Below are 25421 nucleotides of genomic sequence, written 5' to 3' on the forward strand. Positions count from 1 at the left end.
ATTCTGACAGAACGTCACCCACGCCGCGATCGGCTTGGCGTCGCCCAGGATCTTGGCGCCCACGTCCGCAGGCAAGCTCGCCAACGTCTGCGCCTGAACCGGAGCGGCGAGGCCGAGCAGCGTCGCCGCTCCGACCAGCATCCCCCGAACCGTCCTGAGAAGCGCCGCGCCCATCGAACCCGTCCCCGTTGTTGAGGACAGGATTGCGCCGCAGAGCCTCCGCGGCGCTGAAGCGGATGCGCGCAATTTTACCGATCCGCCGGCGCGGGCCCGCTCACGCGCGACAGCGTCGACGGGAGACTTGAGAACCCCTGTAAATCGGCGGCTTCGGCTTCGGAAACCGGAAACCTTGAGGGTTCGTCACCCGGGGACCCGAGCCTTCAGGAGCGCCGCCGCCCTCGCGGGCGCAGCGGGGCGCGCCAGGACTGCGCCAGGCCGACCGATGGCGCGCTGCCCTGGGTCGCCTCGCCGCGCCCGCGATCACGGGGCGGAAACGCTCAGCCCGCCGTCTGGTCGAGCTTGCGCTCGGCCTCGCCCTTCAGCTCCGGGAAGTCCGCCTGCGTGTAGGCGCGGCCCCGGTGCGGGTCCTCGGTGATGCCCTCGTGCTCCAGGCGGCGGAGCTGCACCCGCCGGATCTTGCCCGAGATCGTCTTGGGCAGATCGGTGACGAATTCGAGTGCGCGCAGGCGCTTGAAGGTCGCGAGCCGGGCGTTGGTGAAGCGGAAGATGTCGAGCGCCGTCTCGGGTCCGGGGCTGGCTCCGGCCACCAGAGAGACGTAGGCCTTCGGGATGGTGTGACGCATCGGATCAGGCACCGGCACCACCGCCGCCTCGGCCACGGCCGGATGCTCGATCAGCACGCTCTCCAGCTCGAAGGGGCTGATCCGGTAGCCCGACGACTTGAACACGTCGTCGGCGCGGCCGACGAAGGTGTAGCAGCCCTGCTCGTCCACGAAGGCGACGTCGCCGGTGTGGTACAGGTCGCCGGCGGCGCCCGACAGGTTGCCCTGACCGTCGTCGTAGCCCTGCATCAGGCCGGCGGGCCGGTGGGCCCCGAGTTCGAGGCAGACCTCGCCCTCGGTCGCCGGCTGGCCGTCGAGGTCGAGGACGCGCACCCGGTAGCCCGGGAGAGGCCGGCCCAGGGCGCCCGGCACCACCGGCTGCCCCGGCGTGTTGGCCATGAGCGCGGTGGTCTCGGTCTGACCGTAGCCGTCGCGGATCGTGAGGCCCCAGGCGCTCTTCACGCGCTCGATCACCTCGGGATTCAGAGGCTCGCCCGCCGCGCAGACCTCGCGCAGGGCGAGCCGCTTCCCGGACAGGTCCTCCTGGATGATCATCCGCCAGACGGTCGGCGGCGCGCAGAGCGTCGTGGCGCCGGTGCGCTCCAGCTGCGCCAGCAGCGCGGCCGCGTTGAACGGCGCCTGGTTGATCACCAGGATCGTCGCGCCGGCATTCCAGGGCGCGAAGAACGAGGACCACGCGTGCTTCGCCCAGCCCGGCGAGGAGACGTTGCAGTGCACGTCCCCCGGCTGCAGCCCGAGCCAGTACATGGTCGAGAGCGCGCCCACCGGGTAGGAGCGGTGGCTGTGGCGCACCAGCTTCGGCTTCGCCGTGGTGCCGGAGGTGAAGTAGAGGAGCAGCGGGTCGTCGGCGGCGGTCGGGGCGTCCGGCGCGAAGCTGTCCGAGGCCTTGAAGGCGTCGTCGTAGGCCGCCCAGCCCTCCGTCGGAGCCCCGGTGACCAGGCGGACGGCGCCGCCCGTGTCGAGGCCGGCGAACCGTGCGATCTGCTCCGGCCCGGCCACGATCGCCCGCGGGCGGCCGCGGGCGAGGCGGTCGGCGAGCTCGTCGGCGGTGAGCAGCGTGGTCGCCGGGATGACCACGGCGCCGAGCTTCATCGCGGCCAGCATGGTCTCCCACAGGGCCGGCACGTTGCCGAGCAGCAGGAGCAGGTGGTCACCGCGCTTCAGGCCGAGCTGACGCAGGTGGTTGGCCACCTGATTGGACCGTGCCGCGAGCTCGCCGAAGCTGAGGCTCTGCTCGGCCCCGCTGCCAGCCTCGACGATCCGCAGGGCGGCGCGGTCGCAATTCTCTGGGCCGGCGAGGACGGCGTCGAACCAGTCGAGCGCCCAGTTGAACGGCACCGGGTCCGGCCACGCGAAGGCCGCGACGGCAGCGGCGTAGTCGGTGCGGTGGACCAGCAGAAGGTCGCGGGCCTCCCGGAAGCTCGGCATGGTCGTTCCCCCTCGTCCTCGTTGACCGATCCCGACCCGGCGTCTTCAGGCCGGGATCAGATCCTCACCGGCCTCGCCCTGCGCGAGGCGCTGAACCATGGCGGCGTGGAAGTCGCGGATCTGCCCGGCGATCGCCCCAACACTGCGGTCGTTGCGGGCGAAATCGTCGGCGTTCAGCGCGATCAGGCCGGCCGTGTAGCCGGCTTCGTTGTGTTCGAATGGATCCGCGTAGAGCCATGCCCACCAATCGCGGGGCGGGATCAGGCTGGCGCCGGGCTTGACCCGCAGCGCCGCCAGGAAACGGAAATGGCGCGTCAGCTCTTTCCGCCAGACCGACCGCGTCCGTTGGGGCACTTCGAAGGCGAGCAGCTTCACGAGGTGCTCGTTGATGGTCTCCTCGCGCCCGCGCGCCTTCTGGGCGACGATTGCGCGCGGGAAGGCCATCTCGAACCGGACGTCGTCGTGGTCCAGCACATCCATCGCCTGGTCCCCGCTCAGGTGTTCTCGAACCGGGGCGGCCGCTTCTCTACGAAGGCGGCCATACCCTCCTTCTGGTCCTTGGTGGCGAACATGGCGTGGAACACCCGCCGCTCGAACCGGATGCCCTCGGTCAGCGTGGTCTCATAGGACCGGTTGACCGCCTCCTTGGTCATCATCGCGATCGGCAGCGACATCGACGCGATGGTCTCGGCCGCCTTCAGCGCCTCGTCGAGGAGCTGGTCGGCCGCGATCACGCGCGAGACGAGGCCGGCGCGCTCGGCCTCGGCGGCGTCCATCATCCGCCCGGTCAGGCACATCTCCATGGCCTTGGCCTTGCCGACGAAGCGGGTTAGCCGCTGGCTGCCGCCGATCCCCGGCATCACGCCGAGCTTGATCTCGGGCTGGCCGAACTGCGCCGTGTCGGCCGCCAGGATGATGTCGCACATCATGGCGAGCTCGCAGCCGCCGCCCAGCGCGTAGCCCGCCACCGCGGCGATGATCGGCTTGCGCACGGCGACGAACCGGTCCCAGTCGGCGAACCGGTCGCCGGAATACATCTCCGCGTAGGTGGCGTGCTGCATCTCCTTGATGTCGGCGCCGGCCGCGAAGGCCTTCGCCGAGCCGGTGAGGACGATGCAGCCGATCCCCGGATCCGCATCCGCCTCGGTCGCCGCCCGGATCACCTCGCGGGTGAGCTGCGCGTTGAGGGCGTTCAGGGCCTTCGGCCGGTTGAGGGTGATCAGCAGGACGCGCCCGCGCGTCTCCGTAAGGATCGTCTCGTACGTGTCGCTCACGACTCGCCTCCCTGCCCGCGGAGCATACGGATGATCGCGGAAAAGTCCTCTCCCCCGTGGCCCGCGCCCTCGAACAGGCCGTAGATCTGCGCGGCCTCCGCGCCCAGCGGCGTCGCCGCCCCCGCGGCGATGGCGGCGGCCTGGGCGAGCCGGAGGTCCTTGAGCATCAGCGCGGCGGCGAAGCCCGGCTTGTAGCCGTTGTTGGCCGGCGAGGTCGGCACCGGGCCCGGCACCGGGCAGTAGGTGGTCAGCGACCAGCACTGGCCCGAGGAGACCGAGGCCACGTCGTAGAGCGCCTGGTGCGACAGGCCGAGCTTCTCGCCGAGCGCGAAGGCCTCGCTGACGCCGATCATCGAGATGCCGAGGATCATGTTGTTGCAGATCTTGGCCGCCTGCCCGGCGCCGGCATCGCCGCAATGGAACACGTTCTTGCCCATCACCTTCAGCAGCGGCTCGGCCTTGGCGAAGGCGGCCGCGGCGCCGCCGGCCATGAACGTCAGCGTCCCGGCCTTCGCGCCGCCGGTGCCGCCGGAGACCGGCGCGTCCACCGACAGGCAGCCCCGCGCCTCGGCGAGGGCGTGGGCCTTGCGGGCGCTCTCGACGTCGACCGTGGAGGAATCGATCAGGAGCGTGCCGGCGGGCAGGGCCTCGGCGAGCTGCGTCCAGACCTCGACCACGTGCCGCCCGGCGGGCAGCATGGTGATGACGACGTCCGCCCCTTGGGCCGCCTCCAGGGCCGAGCCGGTGACAGCGACGCCTCCGGCGCGCGCCGCCTCCAGCGAGGCCGGCACCAGGTCGAAGCCGCGCACGGTGTGGCCCGCCTTCACGAGGTTGGCCGCCATGGGCCCGCCCATGTTGCCGAGACCGATGAACCCGATGGTCTGCGCCATCCTGCTTCTCCCTTGATTGCTGTCGTTCGCGTCTTCCACCCGCGTCCTCATCCTGAAGTGACCGCGACGCGGGCCTCGAAGGAGGGCTCCAGGAATGACGGCGGCTTCTGGAGCCCTCCTTCGAGGCCTACGCTACGCTTCGGCACCTCAGGATGAGGGTGTGGGTGGGAACGAGCGACGCGTCATCACACCGGCCCCGTGCGCGATTCCGAAAAAACCGGCTCCGCCCGCTTCTCCAGCCAGCGGGCGATCCGCGCCGGATCGACCGCGTCGAGGGTCGGCGGGTTCCAGCGCGGGCTTTTGTCCTTGTCGATCACCGCGGCGCGGATGCCTTCGCGGAAATCGCCCTCCGCCAGCAGCGCCAGCGAGGCGTGGAACTCGCGCTCCAGGCAGGCTTCCAGGTTCGGCGCGCCGCGGCCGAGCCGCAGGAGGCACAGCGTCAGGACGAGGCTCGACGGCGCCTTGGTCAGGAGCGTCGCCCGGGTCGCGGCGGCGAAGTCCGAGCCGTCCGCCGCCAGGGCCGACAGGATCTCGTCCACCATGTCGAAGGCGAAGCAGCGGTCGATCACCGCCCGGTGCGCGGCGAGCGGCGCCGGCTCCGGATCACGGGCGAGCCGTGCGATCGCGTCCCGCACGCCCGCCTGCCCGGCATCCGGGTCGAGCGCCACGAGGACGTCGATCAGGTCAGGCAGCCCCGCGGAGGGCACCAGGGCGTCGGCCAGCCGGCAGAAGATCGCGTCGGCGGCGCCTACCGGCTCGCCGGTCAGGCCGAGATAGGTGCCGAGTTCCCCGGGCGCGCGCGGCAGCAGCCACGTTCCGCCGACATCCGGCAGGTAGCCGATGCCGGTCTCCGGCATGGCGACGCGGGAACGCTCGGTGACGATCCGGTGCGCAGCGTGGCCCGCGAGCCCGACACCCCCGCCCATGGTGATGCCGTCCATGACCGCCACGAAGGGCTTCTCGTAGGCCGCGATGCGCGCATCGAGCCTGTACTCGTCCCGCCAGAAGGTCTCGGCGAAGGCGGTGTCGGGGCTGTCGTAAAGGGAGCGCAGGTCGCCGCCGGCGCACAGGCCGCGCTCGCCCTCCCCGGTGAGCAGCACCGCGGCGATGCCCGGATCGGCCGAGAACCGGTCGAGCGCCCGGTCGATCTCGCCGACCATGCCGCGGGTCAGGGCATTGAGCGCCTTCGGCCGGTTGAGCCGCAGCCGGCCCAGCGCGCCGACACGCTCGACGATCACGTCGCTCATCGACGGCCCCCGGTCAGCCCGCGGGCGATGATCAGCCGCATGATCTCGTTGGTCCCCTCGAGGATCTGGTGCACGCGCAGGTCGCGGACGATCTTCTCCACGCCGTACTCGGCGAGGTAGCCGTAGCCGCCGTGAAGCTGGAGCGCCTGGTTGGCGACCTCGAAGGCCGCGTCGGTGACGTGGCGCTTGGCCATCGCGCAGAGCTGGGTCGCGGCCGGGTCCTTGGCGTCGAGCGCGGCGGCCGCGTGCCGCAGGAAGGTGCGCGACACCTCCAGGCTCGTCGCCATGTCGGCGAGGCGGAACTGCAGCGCCTGGAAGTCGGTGAGCCTCGCCCCGAAGGCGCGGCGGTCGCCCATGTAAGCGAGCGCCTTGTCGAGGGCCGCCTGCGCGCCGCCGAGCGAGCAGGCCGCGATGTTGAGCCGCCCCCCGTCGAGGCCGCTCATGGCGATCTTGAAGCCCTGGCCCTCGGCGCCGAGGCGGTTGCCCACCGGCACACGGCAGCCGTCGAAGCGCACCGCGCGGGTCGGCTGGGCGTTCCAGCCCATCTTGCGCTCGTCGGCCCCGAAGGACAGGCCGGGCGTGCCCTTCTCGACCACGATCGCGGAGATCCCCGCCGGGCCGGCCTCGCCGGTGCGGACCATGCAGACGTAGAGGTCGCTGGCGCCGGCGCCCGAGATGAACTGCTTCTCGCCGGAGAGCACGTAATGGTCGCCGTCCCGCTCGGCGCGGGTGCGGAGCGCCGCGGCGTCGGAGCCCGAGCCCGGCTCGGTGAGGCAGTAGCTGGCGATCCGCTCCATGCCCATGAGCGACGGCAGCCAGCGGCGGCGCTGATCGTCGTCGCCGTAGGCGTCGATCATCCAGGCGCACATGTTGTGGATCGACAGGAACGCCGCCACGGTCGGGCAGCCGGTGCTGAGCGCCTCGAAGATCAGCGTCGCGTCGAGGCGCGACAGGCCGGAACCGCCGACATCCTCGCGGACGTAGATGCCCGCCATGCCGAGCGCGGCCGCTTCCCGCAGGGTCTCGACCGGGAAGGTCTTGTCGCGGTCCCAGTCGAGGGCGTGCGGCGCGATGTGCTCGGCCGCGAAGCCGAGGGCCATCTCGCGGATCGCGGTCCGGTCCTCGTCGAGCCCGAAACTCATGGGCACTCCCTCATATTCGTCAGCCACCGCGCGAGGTACGCACATCGGCCGCCCCGAGGCGGGCCGTAACCCCCTACCCGCGCGGGGGAGGGGGACCCGGGCCCCGACCTCGAGCCGTCGCGCTCTACCGCATCGTCGGGATGGAGAACTCCGCCCCGCTCTTGATGCCGCTCGGCCAGCGCTGCGTCACGGTCTTGGTCTTGGTGTAGAACCGGATCGAGTCCGGCCCGTGCTGGTTCAGGTCGCCGAAGCCCGAGCGCTTCCAGCCGCCGAAGGTGTGGTAAGCGATCGGGACCGGGATCGGCACGTTCACTCCGACCATGCCGACGTTGACCCGGGCGGTGAAGTCGCGGGCCGCGTCGCCGTCCTGGGTGAAGATCGCGACGCCGTTGCCGTACTGGTGGGTGGAGGGCAGCGCCAGCGCCTCCTCGTAATCCTTGGCCCGAACCACCGAGAGCACGGGGCCGAAAATCTCTTCCTTGTAGATCGTCATGTCGGGCGTCACGCGGTCGAACAGCGAGCCGCCCATGTAGAAGCCGTTCTCGTAGCCCTGGAGCTTGAAGCCGCGGCCGTCGACGGCGAGCTGCGCGCCCTCGGCGACGCCCTTGTCGATGTAGCTCGCGACCTTCTGCACGGCCTCCCGGGTGACGAGCGGGCCGTAATCGGCCGACCCGTCGTGCGACGGGCCGATCTTGAGCGACTCGACCCGCGGGACCAGCTTCTCCATCAGGCGGTCGGCGGTCTGCTCGCCCACCGGCACCGCCACCGAGATCGCCATGCAGCGCTCGCCGGCCGAGCCGTAGCCGGCGCCGATCAGCGCGTCGACCGCCTGGCCCATGTCGGCGTCCGGCATGATGATCATGTGGTTCTTGGCGCCGCCGAAGCACTGGGCGCGCTTGCCCGTCTCGGCGGCGCGCACGTAGATGTACTCGGCGATGTGCGAGGAGCCGACGAAGCCCACCGCCTTGATGTCCTCGTCGTCGAGGATCGCGTCGACCGCCTCCTTGTCGCCGTTGACGACGTTGAGGATGCCCGGCGGCAGGCCCGCCTCCAAGAAGATCTCGGCGATGCGGATCGGCACGCTCGGGTCGCGCTCGGACGGCTTCAGGATGAAGGCGTTGCCGCAGGCGATGGCCGGGGCGCATTTCCACAGCGGGATCATGGCCGGGAAGTTGAACGGTGTGATGCCGGCGACGACGCCCAGCGGCTGGCGCAGGGAGTAGACGTCGATCCCGGGACCCGCCCCTTCCGTGTACTCGCCCTTGAGCAGGTGCGGGATGCCGCAGGCGAACTCCACGACCTCGACGCCGCGCTGGATGTCGCCCTTGGCGTCCGGCACGGTCTTGCCGTGCTCGGAGGCCAGCAGCTCGGCCAGCGAATCGTTCTCGCCGCGGATGAGCTCGAGGAAGCGCATCATCACGCGGGCGCGCTTCTGCGGATTGGTCGCCGCCCAGGCCGGCTGGGCCGCTGCGGCGTTCTCGACCGCGGCGCGCATCTCGGCCTTGCTGGCGAGCGCGACCTTGGCCTGCACCTCGCCGGTCGAGGGGTGGAACACGTCGGCGAACCGCCCGCTCTCGCCGCCGACGTTCCGGCCGCCGATGTAATGCCCGATCGTGCGCATGCGCGCCTCCCTGTGATGTGGCGTTCGATTTTGGCGCACCCTATCAGGATCGCTTGAGCGATAAAGCCGGATGCGCTTACAGCCGTCGTGCATCGATGCACAGCGAGGGTGCGATCATGGCCAGGACGGGGCCCAACTGGGACGACCTTCGCTTCTTCCTCGCCGTAGCGCGGACCGGAACGCTGAGCGCCGCCGGGACCCGTACCGGCACCGAGCACACCACGGTCGGGCGCCGGATCCGCGCCCTGGAGGAAGGGCTCGGCGCCCGGCTGTTCCACCGCAGCAACCTCGGCTACGCGCTCACCGAGGACGGCGCGAACCTGCTCGGCGTCGCCGAGGCCATGGAGAGCGCGTTCCTGTCGGCGAGCGCCGCCACGGAGGCCGCCCAGGCGGTCTCCGGCACGGTGCGGATCGGCGCGCCGGACGGGTTCGGCAGCGTCTTCCTGGCCCCCCGGATGCACCGGCTCACCGCGCGCCATCCGGGGCTGGAGGTCGAGATCATGGCGACCGCCCGGATCTTCAGCCTGTCGAAGCGCGAGGCCGACATCGTCATCAGCCTGTCCGGCCCGCAGCAGGCGCGGGTGGTGGCGCGCCGGCTGACCGATTACCGGCTGCTCGTCTACGCGGCCGAATCCTACCTCGCCGGGACCGGACCGATCGCGGAGGTCGGAGATCTCTCGGGGCATCCCTTCGTCGGCTACATCGAGGACATGCTGTTCACGCGCGAGCTGAACTATCTCGGCGCCCTGGGCCCGCCGGTCTCGGCGCGGCTGCGCTCCACGAACCTCCTGGCCCAGGTCCACGCGACGCTCGGCGGCGCAGGCCTCTGCGTGCTGCCGGCCTTCATCGCGGCGGCCCATCCGGGTCTCGTGCCGGTGCTGCCCGGGGCGGTGTCCCTGACCCGCTCGTTCCACATGCACATCCACGAGGATCACCGGAAGGCCGCCCATATCCGCGCCGTGGCGGGCTTCATCGCGGGCGAGGTGGAGGCCGCCGCCGCGCTCTTCGCCGGGCCGGCAGTGTAAGCACCGGCAGTTTCGCCCGGCGGGCGCAGGTCCTAAGATCGTCGTTCCGGCGCACCAGCAGAGGCGCCGGGTGGGAGAAGCAAGAGTATGGTCGCCTCGATCGCCCTGCCCCGGCTGATGCGCGTCGGCGCCGGCGCCTCGCGGCTCCTGCCGGAGGTGCTCGGCCAGCTGGGCCTGTCGCGGCCCTTCGTAGTCACCGATCCCTATCTCGCCGGCAGCGGCCGCACCGACACGCTGCTCGAGCGCCTCACCAAGGCGGGCGCGAAGGCCACAATCTTCTCCGAGACCGTGCCGGACCCGACCGTGGCGTCCGTGGAGGCGGCGCTGACGGCCCTCCAGGCGGGCGATTTCGACTGCGTAGTCGGCTTCGGCGGCGGCAGCCCCATGGACACCGCCAAGGCGGTGGCGGTGCTCGCCCGCCACGGCGGCCACATGCGCGACTACAAGGCGCCGCGCCAGCAGGACGAGCCGGGCCTGCCGATCGTGGCGATCCCGACCACCGCCGGCACCGGCTCGGAGGCGACCCGCTTCACCATCGTGACCGACGAGGCCTCGGACGAGAAGATGCTCTGCATCGGCCTCGCCTACCTGCCGGTGGCGGCCCTGGTCGATTACGAGCTGACGCTCACCAAGCCGAAGCGGCTCACCGCCGATACCGGCATCGACGCCCTGACCCACGCGATCGAGGCCTACGTCTCGCGCAAGTCGAACCTGTTCTCGGACGGGCTGGCGCTTCAGGCGATGCGGTTGATCGCCCCGAACCTGCGCCGGGTCTGGACCGATCCGGGCGACCGGGCGGCCCGCGAGGCGATGATGCTCGGCGCGACCCAGGCCGGCATCGCCTTCTCGAACGCCTCCGTGGCGCTCGTCCACGGCATGAGCCGGCCGATCGGCGCGCATTTCCACGTCGCGCACGGGCTCTCGAACGCGATGCTGCTGCCGGCGGTCACGGCCTTCTCGGCCCCGGCCGCGATCGACCGCTACGCCGCCTGCGCCCGCGCCATGAAGATCGCCGGCCCGGACACCGACGACCGCTCCGCGGTGTCGGCCCTGGTGGCCGAGCTCGAGGCGCTGAACGACGACCTCGACGTGCCGGGACCGCGGGAATACGGGATCGACCCGGCCCGCTGGGAGGCGCTGCTGCCCACCATGGCGGCCCAGGCGCTGGCCTCCGGCTCCCCCGCCAACAACCCGGTGGAGCCCAGCGCCGACGAGATCGTGGCCCTGTACCGGCGCGTCTGGGCGGGGTGATACCCTCCGGAGTAGAGCACTCCTGAGACGGGACATTCGACCCGCCGCCGTCTGTGCGAGCGGAGCGAAGCAATCCAGGGACGCGCCGCCCCGGGTCGCTGCGCTGCGCTCGCGTTGACGGGGTGAGACCTACTTCGCCGCCGTCAGCGGGCAGCCGCTCTCGGCCGGGGAGGCGAAGGCCTCCTTGCCGGGAATCGTCGAGATCAGCTTGTAGAGGTCCCACGGACCCTTCGACTCGGCCGGCTTCTTGACCTCGAACAGGTACATGTCGTGGACCATGCGTCCGTTCGGCTGCACGATCCCGCCATGGGCGAAGACGTCGTCCACCGGCAGATCCTTGAGCTTGGCGTTCACCGCGTCGGTCTCGTCGGTGCCGGCCGCCTTGACGGCCTTCAGGTAGGACAGGACCGCCGAGTAGGTGCCGGCCTGGATCATGTTGGGCATCCGGCCGGTGCGCTTCATGTAGCGCTGGCCGAAGGCGCGGGTCTCGTCGTTGGCGTCCCAGTACCAGCCCTCGGTGAGCGTCAGGCCCTGGGCGACCTTGAGGCCGAGCCCGTGCACCTCCGAGAGGGTGAACAGCAGCGCCGCGAGCTTCTGGCCGCCCTCGACGATGCCGTACTCGGCGGCCTGCTTGATCGCGTTCGAGGTGTCGAGGCCGGCATTGGCGAGCCCGATTACCTTGGCCTTCGAGCCCTGCGCCTGGAGCAGGAACGACGAGAAGTCCTGGTTCGAGAGCGGGTGCCGGACGCTGCCCAGCACCTTGCCGCCGTTGGCGAGCACGACCTTGCTGGTGTCGGCCTCCAGCGCCGAGCCGAAGGCGTAGTCGGCGGTGAGGAAGAACCACGTGTTGCCGCCCGCCCGGGTCAGCGCGCCGCCGGTGCCCACCGCCAGCGCCCGCGTGTCGAACGCCCAATGGTAGCCGTAGGGCGAGCACGCCTTGCCGGTGAGGTCGCTGGTCGCGGCCCCGGTGGTGATGGTGATCTTCTTCTTCTCCTTGGACAGGCCCTGGACCGCCAGCGCCACCGAGGAGGTGGTCAGCTCCATGATCGCGTCGACATTGTCGCGGTCGTACCATTGCCGGGCGATCGCCGAGGCGATGTCGGGCTTGTTCTGGTGGTCGGCCGTGAGGATCTCGATCGGCACGCTGCCGATCTTGCCGCCCATGTCCTCCACCGCCATCCGGGCGGCCTCGACCGAGCCCTGGCCGCCGTACTCGGCGTAGAGGCCGGACTGGTCGTTGAGGACGCCGATCCGTATCGCGTTGTCCGAGAAGCTTCCCTGCGCGGCCGCCGGAGCGGAGCCGAGCGCGGTCCCCGCGAGAGCGGCCGCCATCACCGCGCCGCCGATTGTCCTGATCATGTCTCCCCCCGGTTCGCCCGAGTGCCCGCTTCTGAGGCGGTTCCGGCGGCACGATAGGGGACGACCCGGCGCCGCGCCACGGCCGAGGTCGGGCGGGAGCTGAAGGATTCCGCGGATTGTGACGCGGTTCCGATCGACCCGTTTCCGGACCGACGACAAAGGCAGAGGTTATAATACCTTAACCATAATTACACGAATCCCCGCGCAGGTTCCGGTCATGGACGGCAATCCGGCCGTCTCCGGCGCGTGGCGATGCGATGAACCCAGCCCGTTTCGCCGTCCTCGGAATCGCCCTCGCGGCGGGCACCGGGGCGGCCTTCCTGATGAGCGGCGGCGATCCGCCACCGCCGCCACCGCCGCCGGCGGCCGAGGCGCCGCCGCAGCCGACGACCGACGTGCTCGTGGCCGCCATCGACATGCCCATGGGCCAGGTGCTCCGGGCCGCTGACCTGCGCTGGCAGCCCTGGCCGGACGGCGCCGTGGCCAACGGCTACATGACCCGCAAGATCAACCCCAAGGCCCTCGAGGAGACCGTGGGCGCGTCCGTGCGCTCGGGCTTCCTGACGGGCGAGCCGATCCGCGCACAGAAGCTGGTGCGCCCGGAGAGCGGGTTCATGGCGGCGATCCTGCCGCCCGGCATGCGCGCGGTCGCCATCGTCACCGACAGCCGCGGAACCAACTCGGCCGGCGGCTTCATCCTGCCGAACGACCGCGTCGACGTGATCCGCACCTTCCGCGACGAGTCCAATTCGCGGGCCAACAACAGCGACGTGCAGCTCTCCCAGACGATCCTCACCGACATCCGCGTCCTGGCGATCGGTCAGCTGGTCCAGGAGAAGAACGGCACCAACGTCGTCACCGGCGAGACCGCGACGCTGGCCGTGACGCCCGCGCAGGCCGAGACCCTGGCGCTCGCCCAGAAGGTCGGCGCCCTGACGCTCTCCCTGCGCAGCCTCGCCGATGCCGGGCTGCCGCCGGAAGCCGTACCGCTGGCCGACGCGTCCGCCGCGCAGATGCCCGAACCCGCCCTGACCGTGGTGCGCTTCGGCGTCGCGCGGCAGCAGACGCCGTGACCGCCATGACCGCTTCGCTGTCCCTCACGCGCCCGACGCGGCGCCCCGACCGCGGCCCGCGCCGTTGCTCGGCCGGCGCCGTCGCGCTGCTCGTCGCCCTGACCGGGCCGGCCTCTTCCCAGGACCGCCAGACCTTCGGCCCGGCGCCGATCCTCACGGTCGGAGCCGCGGAAGCGAGCTCGACCCGGCGGGTCGAGCTGACCGCGGGCCGGTCCGTCATCGTCGACCTGCCGCGGGACGCCAAGGAGGTGTTCGTGGCCAACCCCGCGGTGGCCAACGCCGTGGTCCGCTCGACCCGCAAGGTCTTCGTGATCGGCATGGCGGACGGCGCGACCTCGATCTTCATCATGGATGCCGAGGGCCGCCAGATCGCCGCCCTCGACGTGACGGTGGCGCGGGACCTGAACCTCGGGACCCTGCGCGAGCTACTCAACCAGAGCATCCCGGGCGGACGCTTCGACGTGCGCTCCTCGGGCGCCTCGGTGCTCCTGTCGGGAGCGGTCAACTCCTCGGCGGACGCGCAGCAGGCGATCGACATCGCCAACGCCTTCGTGGGCCTGGGCGGCGCCGGGGCCGCGGGGGCCGCGGGCGCGGCCAGCGGCGGCGTCGCCGCCGGCTCGCGGGGCGCGGTGATCAACAACCTCACGATCCGCAACAAGGACCAGGTGATGCTCCGCGTCACCGTGGTGGAGGTGTCCCGCAACGTCCTGAAGCAGTTCGGGATCAACATGGCCGGCAACTGGTCGGCTCTGAACCCGGTCGGAAACCTGGGGCAGACGCTCGTGAACGGCGGCACCGCGGCGGCCACGCAGGTCCCGGCGTACATCCCGAATGTTATCACCAACAACCTGCCCTTCCCGATCAACACGAACACGCCGACCGGGAATCTGGTCCAGGCCTCCGTGCAGGGGGGCGGCTTCTCGCTTCAGGCGACCCTGAAGGCGTTCGAGCAGGCCGGCGTCTCGCGCATCCTGGCGGAGCCAACGCTGACCGCCATCTCGGGCGAGGCCGCCAAGTTCCTGGCCGGCGGCGAGTTCGCGGTGCCGGCCTCGGCAACCTGCGCCGTCGGCGGCGTCTGCTCGCCCGGCATCACATATAAGCCCTACGGCGTCGCCCTGTCGTTCACACCGACGGTGTTGGCCGACAACCGGATCTCGATCCGCGTCGCCACGGACGTGACCGAGATCGATACGCAGCAGAGCTTCAACTATGTGATCGGCAACACCTCGGTCGCAGTGCCGGGCACCCGGGTGCGCCGCTCCGAGACCACCGTCGAGCTGCCCTCCGGCGGTGTGATGATGACCGCCGGCCTGATCCAGCAGTTCAACAAGCAGGCGATCGCCGGCCTGCCCGGCCTGATCAACCTCCCGATCCTCGGCGCGCTGTTCCGCTCCCGCGACTACCAGCGCCAGGAGACCGAGCTGATGATCATGTGCACGCCCTACATCGCCCGGCCGATGGAGGCGAAGCAGGTCAGCCGGCCCGACGACAACTTCGTCGACTCCAGCGACGGCCAAGCCGTGCTGCTCGGCCAGATCAACCGCATCTACGGCAAGGTCGCCCCGCCCGGCGCGGCCGCCGCGGCGCCGCTCGGCCGCACCTACCGCGGCCGCGTCGGCTTCATCGTCGAGTAGCGCCCCGCCGCGCCTCCCAGGATCGGACCCATGACCGGACCCATGACCGGACCCACGACCGGACGTCACCCGCCCGCCCTGCCGCGCCGCGCCGCGAGCGTGCTCGCCGCCTGCGCGCTCTCCGCCCTCGCGGCAGCCTGCAAGACCGATCCCGTCACGACCGGCGGCATCGACGTCACGGATTACCGCGCGCGCCACCCGATCGTGCTGACCGACGGGCCCCGCAGCCTCGACGTGTTCCCGACCGGCACGGGCCATCTGGACCCGCGCCAGGCGACCGATGTTGACGCCTTCATGCTGGAGTACCGGCGCTACGGCCGCGGAACCCTTCTGATGCAGGTACCCCAGGGCGTCCCGCCCGACCAAGTCGCCGCCGTGCAGCGGACGGCCTCGGTTCTCGGCCGACTCGGCACGCAGAACGGCGTCAACGCCCGCGAGATCGCCGTCAGCGGCTACGCGGTGGCGGCGCCGACCCTCGCCGCGCCGATCCGGCTGAGCTTCCAGCGCATGCAGGCCAAGGTGGCCGATGCCTGCGGCCTCTGGCCTCAGGATCTCGGGGCCGGCAATTTCGCGACCGACTACAACAACCGGCCGAGCTGGAACCTGGGCTGCGCCATGCAGTCCAACGTCGCCGCCCAGGTCGCCGACCCGGTCGACCTCGTGCGCGGCCGGCCCGAGGGCCGCATCGACACGGTCAAGCGGGTCCGGGACATTGGTCAGTTGCGGGACGGCAAGGATCCGTCAACCACATGGCGGCAAGATGGGCAGACCGCCGTGAAGGCCCAGGTCACGAACTGAGACAGCCGGCGCCGGGGATGGGCAGCCCCGCCGCCGATCGCAACGCCGCACCCCGCACGCGAACCCGAAAGCGCCGTCATGGCAGAGCTGTCCGAGACAACCGAGCGCACGATCGCCCCGGTGCCCCGGATCACCATCCAGGCCTTCTGCGAGACCGGCGAGACCGCGGCGATGATCGAGGGCGCGGCCCTCGACCGGCGCATGCAGAAGGCGCAGGTCAAGGTCCGGATGGGCGGCGGGGCCGCGGCGATCGAGGCGTACCGGCACGCGCCGACGCCCAACGTCATCGTCCTCGAGATCCAGGGCGCGCGCTCGCGGCCGATCGAGTGCCTCGACGCCCTGGCCGAGGTCTGCGACGAGGGGACCCGCGTCCTGGTGATTGGTCACGTCAACGACGTGATGCTTTACCGCCAGCTGATCCAGCGCGGGGTGTCCGATTACCTGATGGCGCCGGTCGAGCCGCTGACGCTAATCGCGGCGATCTCCGACCTGTTCACGGCCCCGGGCGTCAAGCCGGTGGGCCGGACCGTGGCGGTCTACGGCGTCAAGGGTGGCATCGGCGCCTCGACCGTGGCGCATAATTTCGCGTGGTCGGTGGCCCGGGGCCAGGGCGTCCAGACGGTGATCGCCGATCTCGACATCGCCTTCGGCACCGCCTCGCTCAACTTCAACCAGGACCCACCCCAGGGCATCGCCGAGGCGGTGTTCGCCCCCGAGCGGCTGGACTCCGCCCTGGTCGAGCGGCTGCTGTCCAAGTGCAGCGACAACCTGAGCCTGCTCTCGGCCCCGGCGAGCCTCGACCGGACCATCGACCTGTCCGAGCCGGCCTTCGACACCCTGATCGAGCACATGCGGGCGAGCGTCCCGTGCGTGGTCCTCGACATCCCCCACCAGTGGAACGCGTGGACGAAGCGCGTCCTGACGGCGGCCGACGAGATCCTGATCGTGACCGGGCCCGACCTCGCCTGCCTGCGCAACGCCAAGAACCTCCTCGGCGCGCTGAAGCACGGTCGCCCGAACGACCAGCCGCCCCGCATCGTGCTGAACGGCGTCGGCGTGCCCAAGCGCCCCGAGATCGGCACCGCCGAGTTCGCCAAGGCCCTGGAGGCGCCGGTCGCCCTGACGATCCCGTTCGAGCCGACCCTGTTCGGCACGGCCGCCAACAACGGCCAGATGATCGCCGAGATCCAGGCGGGCTCGAAGGTGGCGGAGCTGTTCAACGATCTGGCGGCCATGACCCTCGGGCGTCCCGAGAGCCGGCGGGGCCGTCCGAGCCTGCTGGAGCCGCTGCTCGCCAAGCTTTCCGGCCGCAAGGCATCCTGATGCGGACGCGATCCCTCACCCGGCCAGTGCCGCGGGTCAGCGTCGGGGCTCTGACCCATGTTCGGTAGGCGACAGTCCGGCGGCGCGTCGGCGCCGCCCCCGCCGATGCCGCAGATGCGGACCCCGGCTCCGGCCACGCCGGTGCTGCGCGACGCGCCGGCGCCCGCGCCGGCCCAGCGCCCGGCGCCGGCGGCCCCGGTCGTCGTCGAGACCGCGCGCTCGGAGGATTACTACCGCACCAAGAGCCTGATCTTCGGCGCCCTGATCGAGGCGATCGACCTGACGCAGCTCTCGCGCCTCGACGCCGAGACCGCGCGCGAGGAGATCCGCGACATCGTCACGGAGATCATCGGGCTCAAGAACATCGTCCTGTCGATCTCCGAGCAGGAGGAACTGCTCGACGACATCTGCAACGACGTGCTGGGCTACGGCCCGCTGGAGCCGCTGCTCGCCCGCGACGACATCGCCGACATCATGGTCAACGGCGCCCACCGGACCTTCATCGAGGTCAACGGCAAGATCCAGCTGACCAGCGTGCGGTTCCGCGACAACCAGCAGCTGATGAACATCTGCCAGCGCATCGTCAGCCAGGTCGGCCGGCGCGTCGACGACGCCTCGCCGATCTGCGACGCGCGCCTGCCGGACGGGTCCCGCGTCAACGTCATCGCGCCGCCGCTCGCCATCGACGGTCCGGCGCTCACCATCCGCAAGTTTAAGAAGGACAAGCTCACCCTGGAGCAGCTCGTGCGCTTCGGGGCGATCTCGCCCGAGGGCGCCGAGGTCCTCAAGATCATCGGCCAGTCGCGCTGCAACGTGGTCATCTCGGGCGGCACGGGCTCGGGCAAGACCACGCTGCTCAACTGCCTCACCGCCTTCATCGAACACGACGAGCGGGTCATCACCTGCGAGGACGCGGCCGAGCTGCAGCTCCAGCAGCCGCACGTCGTGCGCCTGGAGACACGGCCGCCCAACATGGAGGGCCAGGGCCAGGTCACCATGCGCGACCTCGTGAAGAACTGCCTGCGCATGCGCCCGGAGCGGATCATCGTCGGCGAGGTGCGCGGACCGGAGGCCTTCGATCTGCTCCAGGCGATGAACACCGGCCACGACGGCTCGATGGGCACGCTCCACGCCAACAGCCCGCGCGAGTGCCTGTCGCGTATCGAATCGATGATCTCGATGGGCGGCTTCACCCTGCCGTCGCGGACCCTGCGCGAGATGATCTGCGGCTCGATCGACGTCGTGATCCAGGCGATGCGTCTGCGCGACGGCTCCCGGCGCATCACCCACATCACCGAGGTGCTCGGCATGGAGGGCGACGTCATCACCACCCAGGACGTGTTCCTCTACGACATCGTCGGCGAGGACGCGAACGGCAAGCTGATCGGGCGTCACCGCTCCACCGGCGTCGGCCGGCCGAAATTCTGGGAGCGCGCCCGCTACTACGGCCTCGAACAGCGGCTCGGCGAGGCGCTCGACGCCGCCGAGGTCGTCGACCGGAACTGAGCCGATGGCGGACGCCTCCAACCTGCCGATCGCCGCCGGCCTCGCCGGCATCGCGGTGGCCGCCATCGCCTACGTGGCGGTCCTGCCCCTGCTCGGCGGCGAGCGCCGGGCCACCAAGCGCCTGAAGACGATCAGCGTCTCCGCCTCGGGGGCGGCGACCCGGGGCGTCGCCGTCAACCGGCGCGAGCAGGTCGCCAAGACGCTGAGCGAGATCGAGGCGAAGGCCAAGGGCGCCTCGAAGGCCAGCGTGGAATTGAAGCTCGCCCGCGCCGGCCTCGGCTGGACGAAGCAGACCTTCTACGGGGTCTCGGCCCTGAGCGGGGTCGTCTTCGGACTCCTGCTCTTCGTCATCACCGACAACGCCCTGGCGGCGCTCGGCGCCGCCTTCGCGGGCGGCTTCGGCCTGCCGGCCTACCTGCTGCGCCACCTGCGGCTCAAGCGCATCGCGAAGTTCAACAAGGAGCTGCCCAACGCCGTCGACGTGGTGGTCCGCGGCATCCGCACCGGCATCCCGGTGGGCGACTGCTTCCGCATGGTCTCGCGCGAGGCCGAGGAGCCGGTGCGCAGCGAGTTCCGGACCGTGGTGGAGACGCAGGCGATGGGCCTGTCTCTCGGCGAGGCCTGCACGCGGCTGTTCGAGCGCGTGCCCACCGCCGAGGTGAACTTCTTCGCTATCGTGATCAACATCCAGCAGCAGTCGGGCGGTAACCTCTCCGAGGCGCTGAACAACCTCTCCACGGTGCTGCGCGACCGCGCCAAGATGCGCGGCAAGGTCCAGGCGATGAGCATGGAGGCCAAGGCCTCGGCCTCGATCATCGCCTGCCTGCCCTTCGCTGTGGCGGGCATCACCGCGCTCACCAGCCCCGACTACATCTCGCTGCTCTGGACAACCGACACGGGCAAGATCGCCCTGGTCGGCGCGGCGATCTGGATGTCCATCGGCATCTTCACCATCAAGAAGATGATCGCCTTCGAGTTCTAGGCGCGGTGCGCCGTCTGCCGGATCCCGCCCGATGATCGACGCCATCGCCGAGAAGCTGTTCGATCCCCGCTTCATGGGCACGCTGCTGACCGCCGTCGCGGCGGCCGCGACCGCCTACGCGGTGGCGCAGCCCTTCCTGGAGACCGACCGCCTCGGCAAGCGGATGAAGCTCGTCAGCGACGAGCGCGAGCAGATCCGGCGTCGCGAGCGGCTGAGCGCGGAGCGGACCGGAAGCCGGGCGACGCTGCGCACGGAGCCGAAGGCCTACATGAAGTCGGTCGTCGAGAAGTACCAGCTGCGCCGCTGGCTCGGCACGGACACGGCCAAGCGCAAGCTGATGCAGGCAGGGTACCGCGGCCAGGGGGCGGAGACCGCTTTCCTGTTCTTCCGCCTCGTCGTGCCGGTCGCGGCGGTGATCGCGGCCCTGTTCTACCTGTTCGTGCTGGAGGTGCTCGATGCCTCGTACCTCATGCGGTTCGGGCTGGTGATCGGCGCGGCCTACATGGGCATCAAGGCGCCCGAGCTGTTCCTGGTGAACACCGCCAAGAAGCGTCAGACCGAGATCCGCAAGGCGTGGCCGGACGCCCTCGACCTCACGCTGATCTGCGTCGAATCCGGCATGGCGATCGAGAACGCGTTCCGGAAGGTGAGCACCGAGATCGCCACGTCCTCCGTCGTGCTGGCCGAGGAACTCGCGCTGATGACCGCCGAGATGTCGTTCCTGCCTGACCGGCGTCAGGCCTACGAGAACCTCGTGATGCGCACCGGCCTCGAGCCGGTGAAGTCCGTGGCGACGGCGCTGATCCAGGCCGAGCGCTACGGCACGCCGGTCGGTCAGGCGCTGCGGGTGCTGAGCCAGGAAAGCCGCGACATGCGCATGAACGAGGCCGAGAAGAAGGCGGCCGGTCTGCCGCCGAAGCTCACCGTACCGATGATCCTGTTCTTCCTGCCCGTGCTGTTCGTCGTCATCATCACCCCGGCGGTCATCCAGATCATGCGGACGCAGTGACGGCCGGGATGGCGCAGGGAGTGGCTCAGCGGATGCGGCCGGGGCGGGTCGGCTCGAACACGATGCGGCGGTGGTAGGCGCACCAGCTCTTGCCGTCGGACACGGGCGCGCCGCAGCAGACGGCGCGGTCGTTCGGCTCGCCGATGATGTACTTGCACACGAAGGCGCCGGACTGCGCGAAGGGCACGCGCAGGTCGGCCGACGGCTCCTCGACGGTCTCGGCGTCGCCGATCTGGGACATGCGGACGAGTTGATTCATGGTGTCGATCGGCTCAATAAGCATCCTGCACGGTGGGTCGGGCGCCCGGGCAGACAGGGAAGGTTTGAACGCGTCTCGTTCAGGCGACGTCCCAGTATCGCGTCCGCGAGCGGAACGTCCGGGGCGGCCAACACGATGCCGGCCGGACGGCCGACGCGATTGGCGTCATCATGGTGTCGTAACTGGGGTTACGGCTCTTTAAAACAAGGCCAGCCTGCGCTGGATGCATCGGACCACGGTGCGGGATGCGTAGCTCATCCGATACGGCGCGCGCTCGATTGGCATTGGCGCGGCTGACGAATCCGCCCGAACGCCGCCGTCCCGCGATGGCCCGGGCGTGCAACGCTGGGCGACCTGTGGTTCTGTGAGTCCGCAACGCGAACAGAGCCGGATCCGCCGACCATGGCCCAAGCGCCCCTCGTGTCACCCGAATGGCTGCACGACCGCCTCGCGGCCCCCGACATCGTCGTGCTCGACGCCTCCTGGTACCTGCCCGCAGCGGGCCGCGATCCCGAGGCCGAGTTCCGCACCGCCCACATACCCGGCGCCCGCCGCTTCGATCTCGACGCCATGAGCGACACCGAGTCGAACCTGCCGCACATGCTGCCACGGCCCGAGGTGTTCGCGGCGCGGATGCGCGCGCTCGGCGTCGGCGACGGCATGCAGATCGTCGTCTACGACGGGCAGGGGCTGTTCTCCGCCCCGCGGGTCTGGTGGATGCTCAAGGCCTTCGGCGTGCGCGACGCGCTGGTGCTGGACGGCGGCCTGCCGGCCTGGGTGGCGGCGGGCTACCCGACCGAGGAGGGCGAGCCGCGCCAGACCGAGCGGCGGCACTTCACCGCCCGCTTCGACCACGGCGCCGTGGCGGACGCGGACGACGTCGCCCGCGCCCTGGACAGCGGCTCGGCGCAGGTCGTCGACGCCCGCTCGGGCACGCGGTTCCGCGGCGAGGAGCCGGAGCCCCGCCCCGGCGTCCGGCCGGGGCACATGCCCGGCGCGCGCAACCTGCACTACGCGGCCCTCCAGCGCGACGGCCGGATGAAGAGCCCCGAGGAGTTGAAGGCGGTCTTCGACGAGAACGGCGTCGATCCGGACCGGCCGATCGTGACCACCTGCGGCTCCGGCGTGACCGCTGCGATCATCGCGCTGGCGCTGGAGACCATGGGCCGCCCGTCGCGGGGGCTCTACGACGGCTCCTGGTCGGAATGGGGCGCCGACCCGGCCCGGGCGGTGGCGACGGGCGCGCCGTAGCGCGCGGCGATCGGACGCCGTGGAGGCGGCGAGATCGATGCCCGCCGCCCGCAGGCCCGTCGCAGCTAGGCCGGCCGCACCGCGCGGCGCTTGTCGGCGGCGCTCCACTGCATCAGGCCGACCATCACCGCGATGGTGGCGACGTAGACCAGCCCCTGGAGGGCGGTCGGCCGGTCGGTGTAGCCGACCAGGGCGTGCAGGACGCGGCCCGGCCAGGAATTCTCGGCGATCACGCCGGAGCTGTTCCAGAGGGTGTAGCCGAGGACCTCGACCAAGCCGGCATTCGCCAGGAACTGCGCCGCCTGCGCGGCGAGGCCGGCCGCGAGGAAGATGATCAGGACGCTGGTCACCGAGAAGACGTAGCGGCTCGGAATCGAGGCGAGCCCGAGATAGGTCACCGCCGAGAGGAGCGCGCCGGCGCCGATGCCGGCGACCGCACCGAACTGGATGTCGGCGCCCGAGGTGCCCGAGGCCACGAGGCCGTAGAGGAACAGGACCAGCTCGGCCCCCTCGCGCAGGATCGCGGCGCCGATCACGATCGACAGGGCCGCCGCCTCCCGCTCGCCCGAGCGCACCGCCGCGCCGGCGGCGCGCAGTTCGCCCGCCAGCTCCTTGCCGTGCTTGCTCATCCAGGTGTTGTGCCAGATCAGCAGCAGCACCGCGACGATCAGGACCGCGGCGTTCAGGATGTCCTGCCCGCTGCCCTCGAACGCGTCCGAGATCTTCTCGGCGAACAGCGCCACCAGGGCGGCGCCCGCGAGGCCGCCGGCGATGCCGAGCAGGACCCAGCGCATCCGGCCCGGGATGCCGCGGGTGGCGGCCAGCACGATGGAGATGATGAGGCCCGCCTCGATGACTTCGCGGAAGGCGATGACGAAGGCGCCGATCATGGCGGTCTCCAGGGTTTGTGAAGTCGTGTGACGCGGCGCGCGGACCGCGCGCTACCAGATCCAGAACAGGAGCACCCAGTTGGCCACCGAGAGGGCGGCCGCGCCGGCGATGCAGGCCGAGGCCGCCACCCGGCGGAGGCCGCCGGCGGCGAGGCCCGCCACCCGCCAGGCCAGCCAGACGCTCCACAGGCTGGCGCCGGCGAGCAGGCCCGCGCGGATCTCCGCCACGTAGGGGATCACGATGCCGTCGCCGCGCAGGAACGTTACGGTGAGCGCCGACAGACCCAGGAACACGCCGCAGCCCGCGACCGGGATCAGCGTCTGGGTCAGGTGGTGGAAGCGCCGGAGCGACCAGCCGCCGAGGCTCAGGGTCGCGAGCGCCACGATCCCCGACAGAGCGAGCCCGAGGACGATCGTCGCGACGCCGATGTAGGCCAGCAGCAGCCCGCCGTCGAGGAGCGTCATGACGTCGTTGCGGTCGGGGTAGTTCGTCAGCACGAACCAGGGTGCCGAGTGCTCCAGGGGCCACGTCGTCCCGCGCTCGATGAGCCACGTGGCCGCCCATTGCTTGGCATCGACGAACCAGGGGCTCGAGGACCACTGGAAGGCGCCCACCGCCAACGCCAGCATGCCGAACAGGATCAGCATGGTCTGGTCGAGGCTGGGCTCCGCGCCGGCCACGTGGACGATCTCGTGGTTGGGCGAGCGCAAGGCGAGGCGCACGGCGCCGCGGTGGCCGCTGCAGCGGCCGCACATGTGGCAGGCGCCCGCGCCGCGCATGGTCTTGACCGGCACGAGGGGCGCGCAGTTGAAGGACTCGGTGCCGCCGACGGGCTTGGGCGAGTCCGCCCAGGCGGCGCGGTCGACCTGGAAGCTCACCGGCGCGAGCTTCGACAGCACCGCGAAGACGCCGTTGACCGGGCAGAGGTAGCGGCACCAGACGCGCTTGTTGCGCCCGTACAGCAGCCCGACCACGATCGCCGCCAGGGTCGAGCCGCCGAGCACCGCGAGCACCGGCTTCGGGTAGCCGTAGACGCTGGTCATCTGCCCGTAGACGGTGGTTCCGGCGAAGGCCACGAACGGCCAGCCCTGCCAGGTGATCCAGCGCGGCACGGCGTAGCCGCGGCTCCACCGGCTCGCGAACTCGCTGAGGGCCCCCTCTGGGCAGAGCACGCCGCACCAGGCCCGGCCGACCAGCACCATGCTGACCAGCACGAATGGCCACCAGATCCCCCAGAAGGCGAACTGCGCGGCGAGCGTCAGGTTGGTCCAGATGTGGGCGGCGTTGTCGGGCAGCGGCAGCAGGGCCGGCACGATCACCAGCACCGCGTAGACGGCGACGATCAGCCACTGCACGGACCGGATGATCCAGCCGTACCGGCGCAGCGCGTCGCCGAACCGGGCGAGCCGCGCGTCGACCGCTGACCGGCGCGGCGTGACGTCGGCGAGGGCCAGGGAGCCGGGCGCTGTCGTGGATGCGCTCATTTGGCCACCAGGGTCGCCTTCGCTTCCGGGTGGAAATCGTCGAACACCTGGTAGGTGCCGGCATCGAGGGTGCGGAACACGATCGCCGAGGTCGAGCCAGCGGCCAGCGCCTTCTCGCGGCGCAGTTCCGTGCTCTCGAACTCCACCGGCGTCTGGCCGGTGTTCGAGATCTCGAGCTTGAACCGGGTGTTGGCCGGAACCTCGATCACCGTCGGGATGATCACGCCGTCGCGCATCTCCACCTTGATGACCGGCATGTCGTCGGCGCGCGCGGGCGCGGAGGCCGACGCGGCGGCGACCAGCAGTAGCGGGATGGCTGGGACGAGGGAGCGCGGCAGGCGGGACACGATCAGCTCCGGCACTCTCAGTAGGCGCCCTTCTTGCCGACGCCGGCGAAGGTGAAGTCCTGGGTGATCTCGAAGGGCTCGAACCACGGGCCGACGCCCGTCTCCTTGTCGACGTGGCGGCCGAAATGGCTGTCCTTGCCCGGGGGCGCGACGGTGACCTTCAGACGGTAACGACCCGGGCCGAACAGCTTGACGTTGTCGCCGTAATGCGGCCCGTCATTGGCGACCATCGGCATCAGCATGCCCGACACCGTCTGGTCGGTGGGCTTGTCGCCGTCGAGCTTCACCGCCTCGAAGCGGACGTCGAGCGCCGGCACCCAGTCCCCTTCCGCGAAGCCGTTGCGGTTGTCCTTGGCGGCGCGGATATCGGTCTCGAGGTGGATGTCCGACTTGGCGGCCTCGCGCATCATGCCGGGCGGATCCATCTCGATCGGCTGCAGATAGACGGCCGCAACCTCCAGGCCGTTGCGCGTCACGTGCGGACCGATCGGCACCTCCTTGGCGGCCGCGGCACCGGCGAACGCCAGGAGCGAGGCCGCGGCGAGGCCGCGGAGAACCGGGAGGATGTGCGAGGCGTGCATGCGACCGCACATAATCCAGGCCGCGGGAAGATCAAACCGGAATCGCACGACAGTCAAATAATAACAATTCTAATCTGCCGGTCAGCCGCATCGACATTACGGTATTCGCATGTCGTTGCATCGCCAAAGGTCGATCACGACGCACTTTCACGAAGCTATTCGCGGTACGATGCCCTCTGGATCTTGACGAATCCAACGCGGGCTGGATCGTCACGCCAGTGCCATGCGACGAACCGAGGATGC

General features: G+C 70.7%; 23 protein-coding genes. 10 read left to right on the top strand and 13 right to left on the bottom strand.

Translation table 11 applies throughout. The features are described 5' to 3' along the window. Window positions 1-497: 497 nt before the first annotated feature. The 7 genes from ACLBYG_RS25530 to ACLBYG_RS25560 all read right to left on the bottom strand — a co-directional run bounded on the left by ACLBYG_RS25530 (window position 498) and on the right by ACLBYG_RS25560 (window position 8405). Entirely contained in the window at window positions 498-2231 is a 1734-nt protein-coding gene (locus ACLBYG_RS25530) for an AMP-binding protein (RefSeq protein WP_447683342.1), read from the bottom strand. A gap of 45 nt (window positions 2232-2276) precedes the next feature. Beyond that, on the bottom strand, window positions 2277-2711 hold the full coding sequence (locus ACLBYG_RS25535) for a hypothetical protein (RefSeq protein WP_447683343.1): 435 nt from the start codon (window positions 2709-2711) through the stop codon (window positions 2277-2279). Between the two features lie 14 nt (window positions 2712-2725). Then, on the bottom strand, window positions 2726-3505 hold the full coding sequence (locus ACLBYG_RS25540) for an enoyl-CoA hydratase (protein ID WP_020095657.1): 780 nt from the start codon (window positions 3503-3505) through the stop codon (window positions 2726-2728). Next, a complete protein-coding gene (mmsB, locus tag ACLBYG_RS25545; protein ID WP_056526206.1) occupies window positions 3502-4395 on the bottom strand; it encodes a 3-hydroxyisobutyrate dehydrogenase in 894 nt (297 codons plus the stop codon). Before mmsB ends, ACLBYG_RS25540 begins: the two co-directional genes overlap by 4 nt. A gap of 185 nt (window positions 4396-4580) precedes the next feature. After that, window positions 4581-5642 (bottom strand): enoyl-CoA hydratase/isomerase family protein, encoded by a 1062-nt coding sequence (locus ACLBYG_RS25550; protein WP_447683344.1) that lies wholly within the window; start codon window positions 5640-5642, stop codon window positions 4581-4583. Then, window positions 5639-6784: an isobutyryl-CoA dehydrogenase gene (locus ACLBYG_RS25555; protein ID WP_020095654.1), complete on the bottom strand. Its 1146-nt coding sequence runs from the start codon at window positions 6782-6784 to the stop codon at window positions 5639-5641. The genes ACLBYG_RS25550 and ACLBYG_RS25555 overlap by 4 nt, the downstream gene beginning before the upstream one ends. Window positions 6785-6908: 124 nt before the next feature. Continuing rightward, window positions 6909-8405 carry a CoA-acylating methylmalonate-semialdehyde dehydrogenase gene (locus ACLBYG_RS25560; RefSeq protein ID WP_020095653.1) on the bottom strand — a complete coding sequence of 499 codons (1497 nt, stop codon included), beginning with the start codon at window positions 8403-8405 and terminating at the stop codon, window positions 6909-6911. A 116-nt stretch (window positions 8406-8521) separates the two neighbouring features. On the opposite strand from ACLBYG_RS25560, the gene ACLBYG_RS25565 reads away from it, so the two are divergent. Together ACLBYG_RS25565 and ACLBYG_RS25570 are read left to right on the top strand one after the other, a co-directional pair. Then, window positions 8522-9430 carry a LysR family transcriptional regulator gene (locus ACLBYG_RS25565; RefSeq protein ID WP_244491912.1) on the top strand — a complete coding sequence of 303 codons (909 nt, stop codon included), beginning with the start codon at window positions 8522-8524 and terminating at the stop codon, window positions 9428-9430. An 87-nt stretch (window positions 9431-9517) separates the two neighbouring features. After that, a complete protein-coding gene (locus ACLBYG_RS25570; RefSeq protein WP_447683345.1) occupies window positions 9518-10681 on the top strand; it encodes an iron-containing alcohol dehydrogenase in 1164 nt (387 codons plus the stop codon). A gap of 129 nt (window positions 10682-10810) precedes the next feature. Here ACLBYG_RS25570 and ACLBYG_RS25575 read toward each other — a convergent pair whose 3' ends face one another. After that, on the bottom strand, window positions 10811-12040 hold the full coding sequence (locus tag ACLBYG_RS25575) for an ABC transporter substrate-binding protein (protein WP_447683346.1): 1230 nt from the start codon (window positions 12038-12040) through the stop codon (window positions 10811-10813). Between the two features lie 257 nt (window positions 12041-12297). On the opposite strand from ACLBYG_RS25575, the gene cpaB reads away from it, so the two are divergent. The 7 genes from cpaB (at window position 12298) to ACLBYG_RS25610 (ending at window position 20365) form a co-directional block, all read left to right on the top strand. After that, window positions 12298-13113 carry a Flp pilus assembly protein CpaB gene (gene cpaB / locus ACLBYG_RS25580; protein ID WP_447683347.1) on the top strand — a complete coding sequence of 272 codons (816 nt, stop codon included), beginning with the start codon at window positions 12298-12300 and terminating at the stop codon, window positions 13111-13113. Between the two features lie 5 nt (window positions 13114-13118). Beyond that, window positions 13119-14747: a type II and III secretion system protein family protein gene (locus tag ACLBYG_RS25585; RefSeq protein ID WP_447683348.1), complete on the top strand. Its 1629-nt coding sequence runs from the start codon at window positions 13119-13121 to the stop codon at window positions 14745-14747. Window positions 14748-14777: 30 nt separating this feature from the next. Next, on the top strand, window positions 14778-15545 hold the full coding sequence (locus ACLBYG_RS25590; RefSeq protein ID WP_175556351.1) for a CpaD family pilus assembly protein: 768 nt from the start codon (window positions 14778-14780) through the stop codon (window positions 15543-15545). Window positions 15546-15623: 78 nt separating this feature from the next. Continuing rightward, a complete protein-coding gene (locus tag ACLBYG_RS25595) occupies window positions 15624-16868 on the top strand; it encodes an AAA family ATPase (protein WP_056526226.1) in 1245 nt (414 codons plus the stop codon). Window positions 16869-16925: 57 nt separating this feature from the next. Beyond that, the gene (locus ACLBYG_RS25600; RefSeq protein WP_026605321.1) at window positions 16926-18374 is read left to right on the top strand and encodes a CpaF family protein; all 1449 of its coding nucleotides are present in this window, start codon (window positions 16926-16928) and stop codon (window positions 18372-18374) included. 4 nt (window positions 18375-18378) lie between these two features. Then, the gene (locus ACLBYG_RS25605) at window positions 18379-19356 is read left to right on the top strand and encodes a type II secretion system F family protein (protein WP_020095644.1); all 978 of its coding nucleotides are present in this window, start codon (window positions 18379-18381) and stop codon (window positions 19354-19356) included. Between the two features lie 31 nt (window positions 19357-19387). Continuing rightward, complete coding sequence (locus ACLBYG_RS25610) at window positions 19388-20365, top strand: type II secretion system F family protein (protein ID WP_020095643.1); 978 nt, start codon at window positions 19388-19390, stop codon at window positions 20363-20365. Between the two features lie 25 nt (window positions 20366-20390). Here the strand turns inward: ACLBYG_RS25610 and ACLBYG_RS25615 are convergent, their stop codons facing one another. Further along, the gene (locus ACLBYG_RS25615) at window positions 20391-20648 is read right to left on the bottom strand and encodes a GcrA family cell cycle regulator (RefSeq protein ID WP_012320730.1); all 258 of its coding nucleotides are present in this window, start codon (window positions 20646-20648) and stop codon (window positions 20391-20393) included. A 378-nt stretch (window positions 20649-21026) separates the two neighbouring features. Here ACLBYG_RS25615 and sseA point away from each other — a divergent pair, with 378 nt between their 5' ends. Next, window positions 21027-21875, top strand: coding sequence for a 3-mercaptopyruvate sulfurtransferase (gene sseA, locus ACLBYG_RS25620; protein WP_447683349.1), 849 nt, complete (start codon window positions 21027-21029; stop codon window positions 21873-21875). A gap of 65 nt (window positions 21876-21940) precedes the next feature. Here the strand turns inward: sseA and ACLBYG_RS25625 are convergent, their stop codons facing one another. From ACLBYG_RS25625 to ACLBYG_RS25640, 4 genes are read right to left on the bottom strand one after another with little or no spacing between them, the layout of a single operon-like run. Further along, window positions 21941-22765 carry an FTR1 family iron permease gene (locus ACLBYG_RS25625; RefSeq protein ID WP_447683350.1) on the bottom strand — a complete coding sequence of 275 codons (825 nt, stop codon included), beginning with the start codon at window positions 22763-22765 and terminating at the stop codon, window positions 21941-21943. A gap of 51 nt (window positions 22766-22816) precedes the next feature. Continuing rightward, window positions 22817-24250 (bottom strand): 4Fe-4S binding protein, encoded by a 1434-nt coding sequence (locus ACLBYG_RS25630; RefSeq protein ID WP_447683351.1) that lies wholly within the window; start codon window positions 24248-24250, stop codon window positions 22817-22819. Further along, a complete protein-coding gene (locus tag ACLBYG_RS25635) occupies window positions 24247-24597 on the bottom strand; it encodes a cupredoxin domain-containing protein (RefSeq protein ID WP_447683352.1) in 351 nt (116 codons plus the stop codon). The genes ACLBYG_RS25630 and ACLBYG_RS25635 overlap by 4 nt, the downstream gene beginning before the upstream one ends. Before the next feature lie 17 nt (window positions 24598-24614). After that, the gene (locus ACLBYG_RS25640) at window positions 24615-25178 is read right to left on the bottom strand and encodes an iron transporter (RefSeq protein ID WP_020095636.1); all 564 of its coding nucleotides are present in this window, start codon (window positions 25176-25178) and stop codon (window positions 24615-24617) included. Between the last annotated feature and the right edge of the window lie 243 nt (window positions 25179-25421).

The organism is Methylobacterium sp. D53M, from assembly GCF_053345625.1.

What these genes read in the sequence shown, in the direction of transcription:
- ACLBYG_RS25625 (WP_447683350.1), bottom strand. Translation starts at nt 22,765, where the DNA reads ATGATCGGCGCCTTCGTCATCGCCTTCCGCGAAGTCATCGAGGCGGGC.
- ACLBYG_RS25565 (WP_244491912.1), top strand. Translation starts at nt 8,522, where the DNA reads ATGGCCAGGACGGGGCCCAACTGGGACGACCTTCGCTTCTTCCTCGCC.
- ACLBYG_RS25550 (WP_447683344.1), bottom strand. Translation starts at nt 5,642, where the DNA reads ATGAGCGACGTGATCGTCGAGCGTGTCGGCGCGCTGGGCCGGCTGCGG.
- ACLBYG_RS25590 (WP_175556351.1), top strand. Translation starts at nt 14,778, where the DNA reads ATGACCGGACCCATGACCGGACCCACGACCGGACGTCACCCGCCCGCC.
- ACLBYG_RS25615 (WP_012320730.1), bottom strand. Translation starts at nt 20,648, where the DNA reads ATGCTTATTGAGCCGATCGACACCATGAATCAACTCGTCCGCATGTCC.
- ACLBYG_RS25640 (WP_020095636.1), bottom strand. Translation starts at nt 25,178, where the DNA reads ATGCACGCCTCGCACATCCTCCCGGTTCTCCGCGGCCTCGCCGCGGCC.
- ACLBYG_RS25530 (WP_447683342.1), bottom strand. Translation starts at nt 2,231, where the DNA reads ATGCCGAGCTTCCGGGAGGCCCGCGACCTTCTGCTGGTCCACCGCACC.
- ACLBYG_RS25570 (WP_447683345.1), top strand. Translation starts at nt 9,518, where the DNA reads ATGGTCGCCTCGATCGCCCTGCCCCGGCTGATGCGCGTCGGCGCCGGC.
- ACLBYG_RS25630 (WP_447683351.1), bottom strand. Translation starts at nt 24,250, where the DNA reads ATGAGCGCATCCACGACAGCGCCCGGCTCCCTGGCCCTCGCCGACGTC.
- sseA (WP_447683349.1), top strand. Translation starts at nt 21,027, where the DNA reads ATGGCCCAAGCGCCCCTCGTGTCACCCGAATGGCTGCACGACCGCCTC.
- ACLBYG_RS25575 (WP_447683346.1), bottom strand. Translation starts at nt 12,040, where the DNA reads ATGATCAGGACAATCGGCGGCGCGGTGATGGCGGCCGCTCTCGCGGGG.
- cpaB (WP_447683347.1), top strand. Translation starts at nt 12,298, where the DNA reads ATGAACCCAGCCCGTTTCGCCGTCCTCGGAATCGCCCTCGCGGCGGGC.
- ACLBYG_RS25600 (WP_026605321.1), top strand. Translation starts at nt 16,926, where the DNA reads ATGTTCGGTAGGCGACAGTCCGGCGGCGCGTCGGCGCCGCCCCCGCCG.
- ACLBYG_RS25585 (WP_447683348.1), top strand. Translation starts at nt 13,119, where the DNA reads ATGACCGCTTCGCTGTCCCTCACGCGCCCGACGCGGCGCCCCGACCGC.
- ACLBYG_RS25535 (WP_447683343.1), bottom strand. Translation starts at nt 2,711, where the DNA reads ATGGATGTGCTGGACCACGACGACGTCCGGTTCGAGATGGCCTTCCCG.
- ACLBYG_RS25605 (WP_020095644.1), top strand. Translation starts at nt 18,379, where the DNA reads ATGGCGGACGCCTCCAACCTGCCGATCGCCGCCGGCCTCGCCGGCATC.
- ACLBYG_RS25560 (WP_020095653.1), bottom strand. Translation starts at nt 8,405, where the DNA reads ATGCGCACGATCGGGCATTACATCGGCGGCCGGAACGTCGGCGGCGAG.
- mmsB (WP_056526206.1), bottom strand. Translation starts at nt 4,395, where the DNA reads ATGGCGCAGACCATCGGGTTCATCGGTCTCGGCAACATGGGCGGGCCC.
- ACLBYG_RS25555 (WP_020095654.1), bottom strand. Translation starts at nt 6,784, where the DNA reads ATGAGTTTCGGGCTCGACGAGGACCGGACCGCGATCCGCGAGATGGCC.
- ACLBYG_RS25610 (WP_020095643.1), top strand. Translation starts at nt 19,388, where the DNA reads ATGATCGACGCCATCGCCGAGAAGCTGTTCGATCCCCGCTTCATGGGC.
- ACLBYG_RS25595 (WP_056526226.1), top strand. Translation starts at nt 15,624, where the DNA reads ATGGCAGAGCTGTCCGAGACAACCGAGCGCACGATCGCCCCGGTGCCC.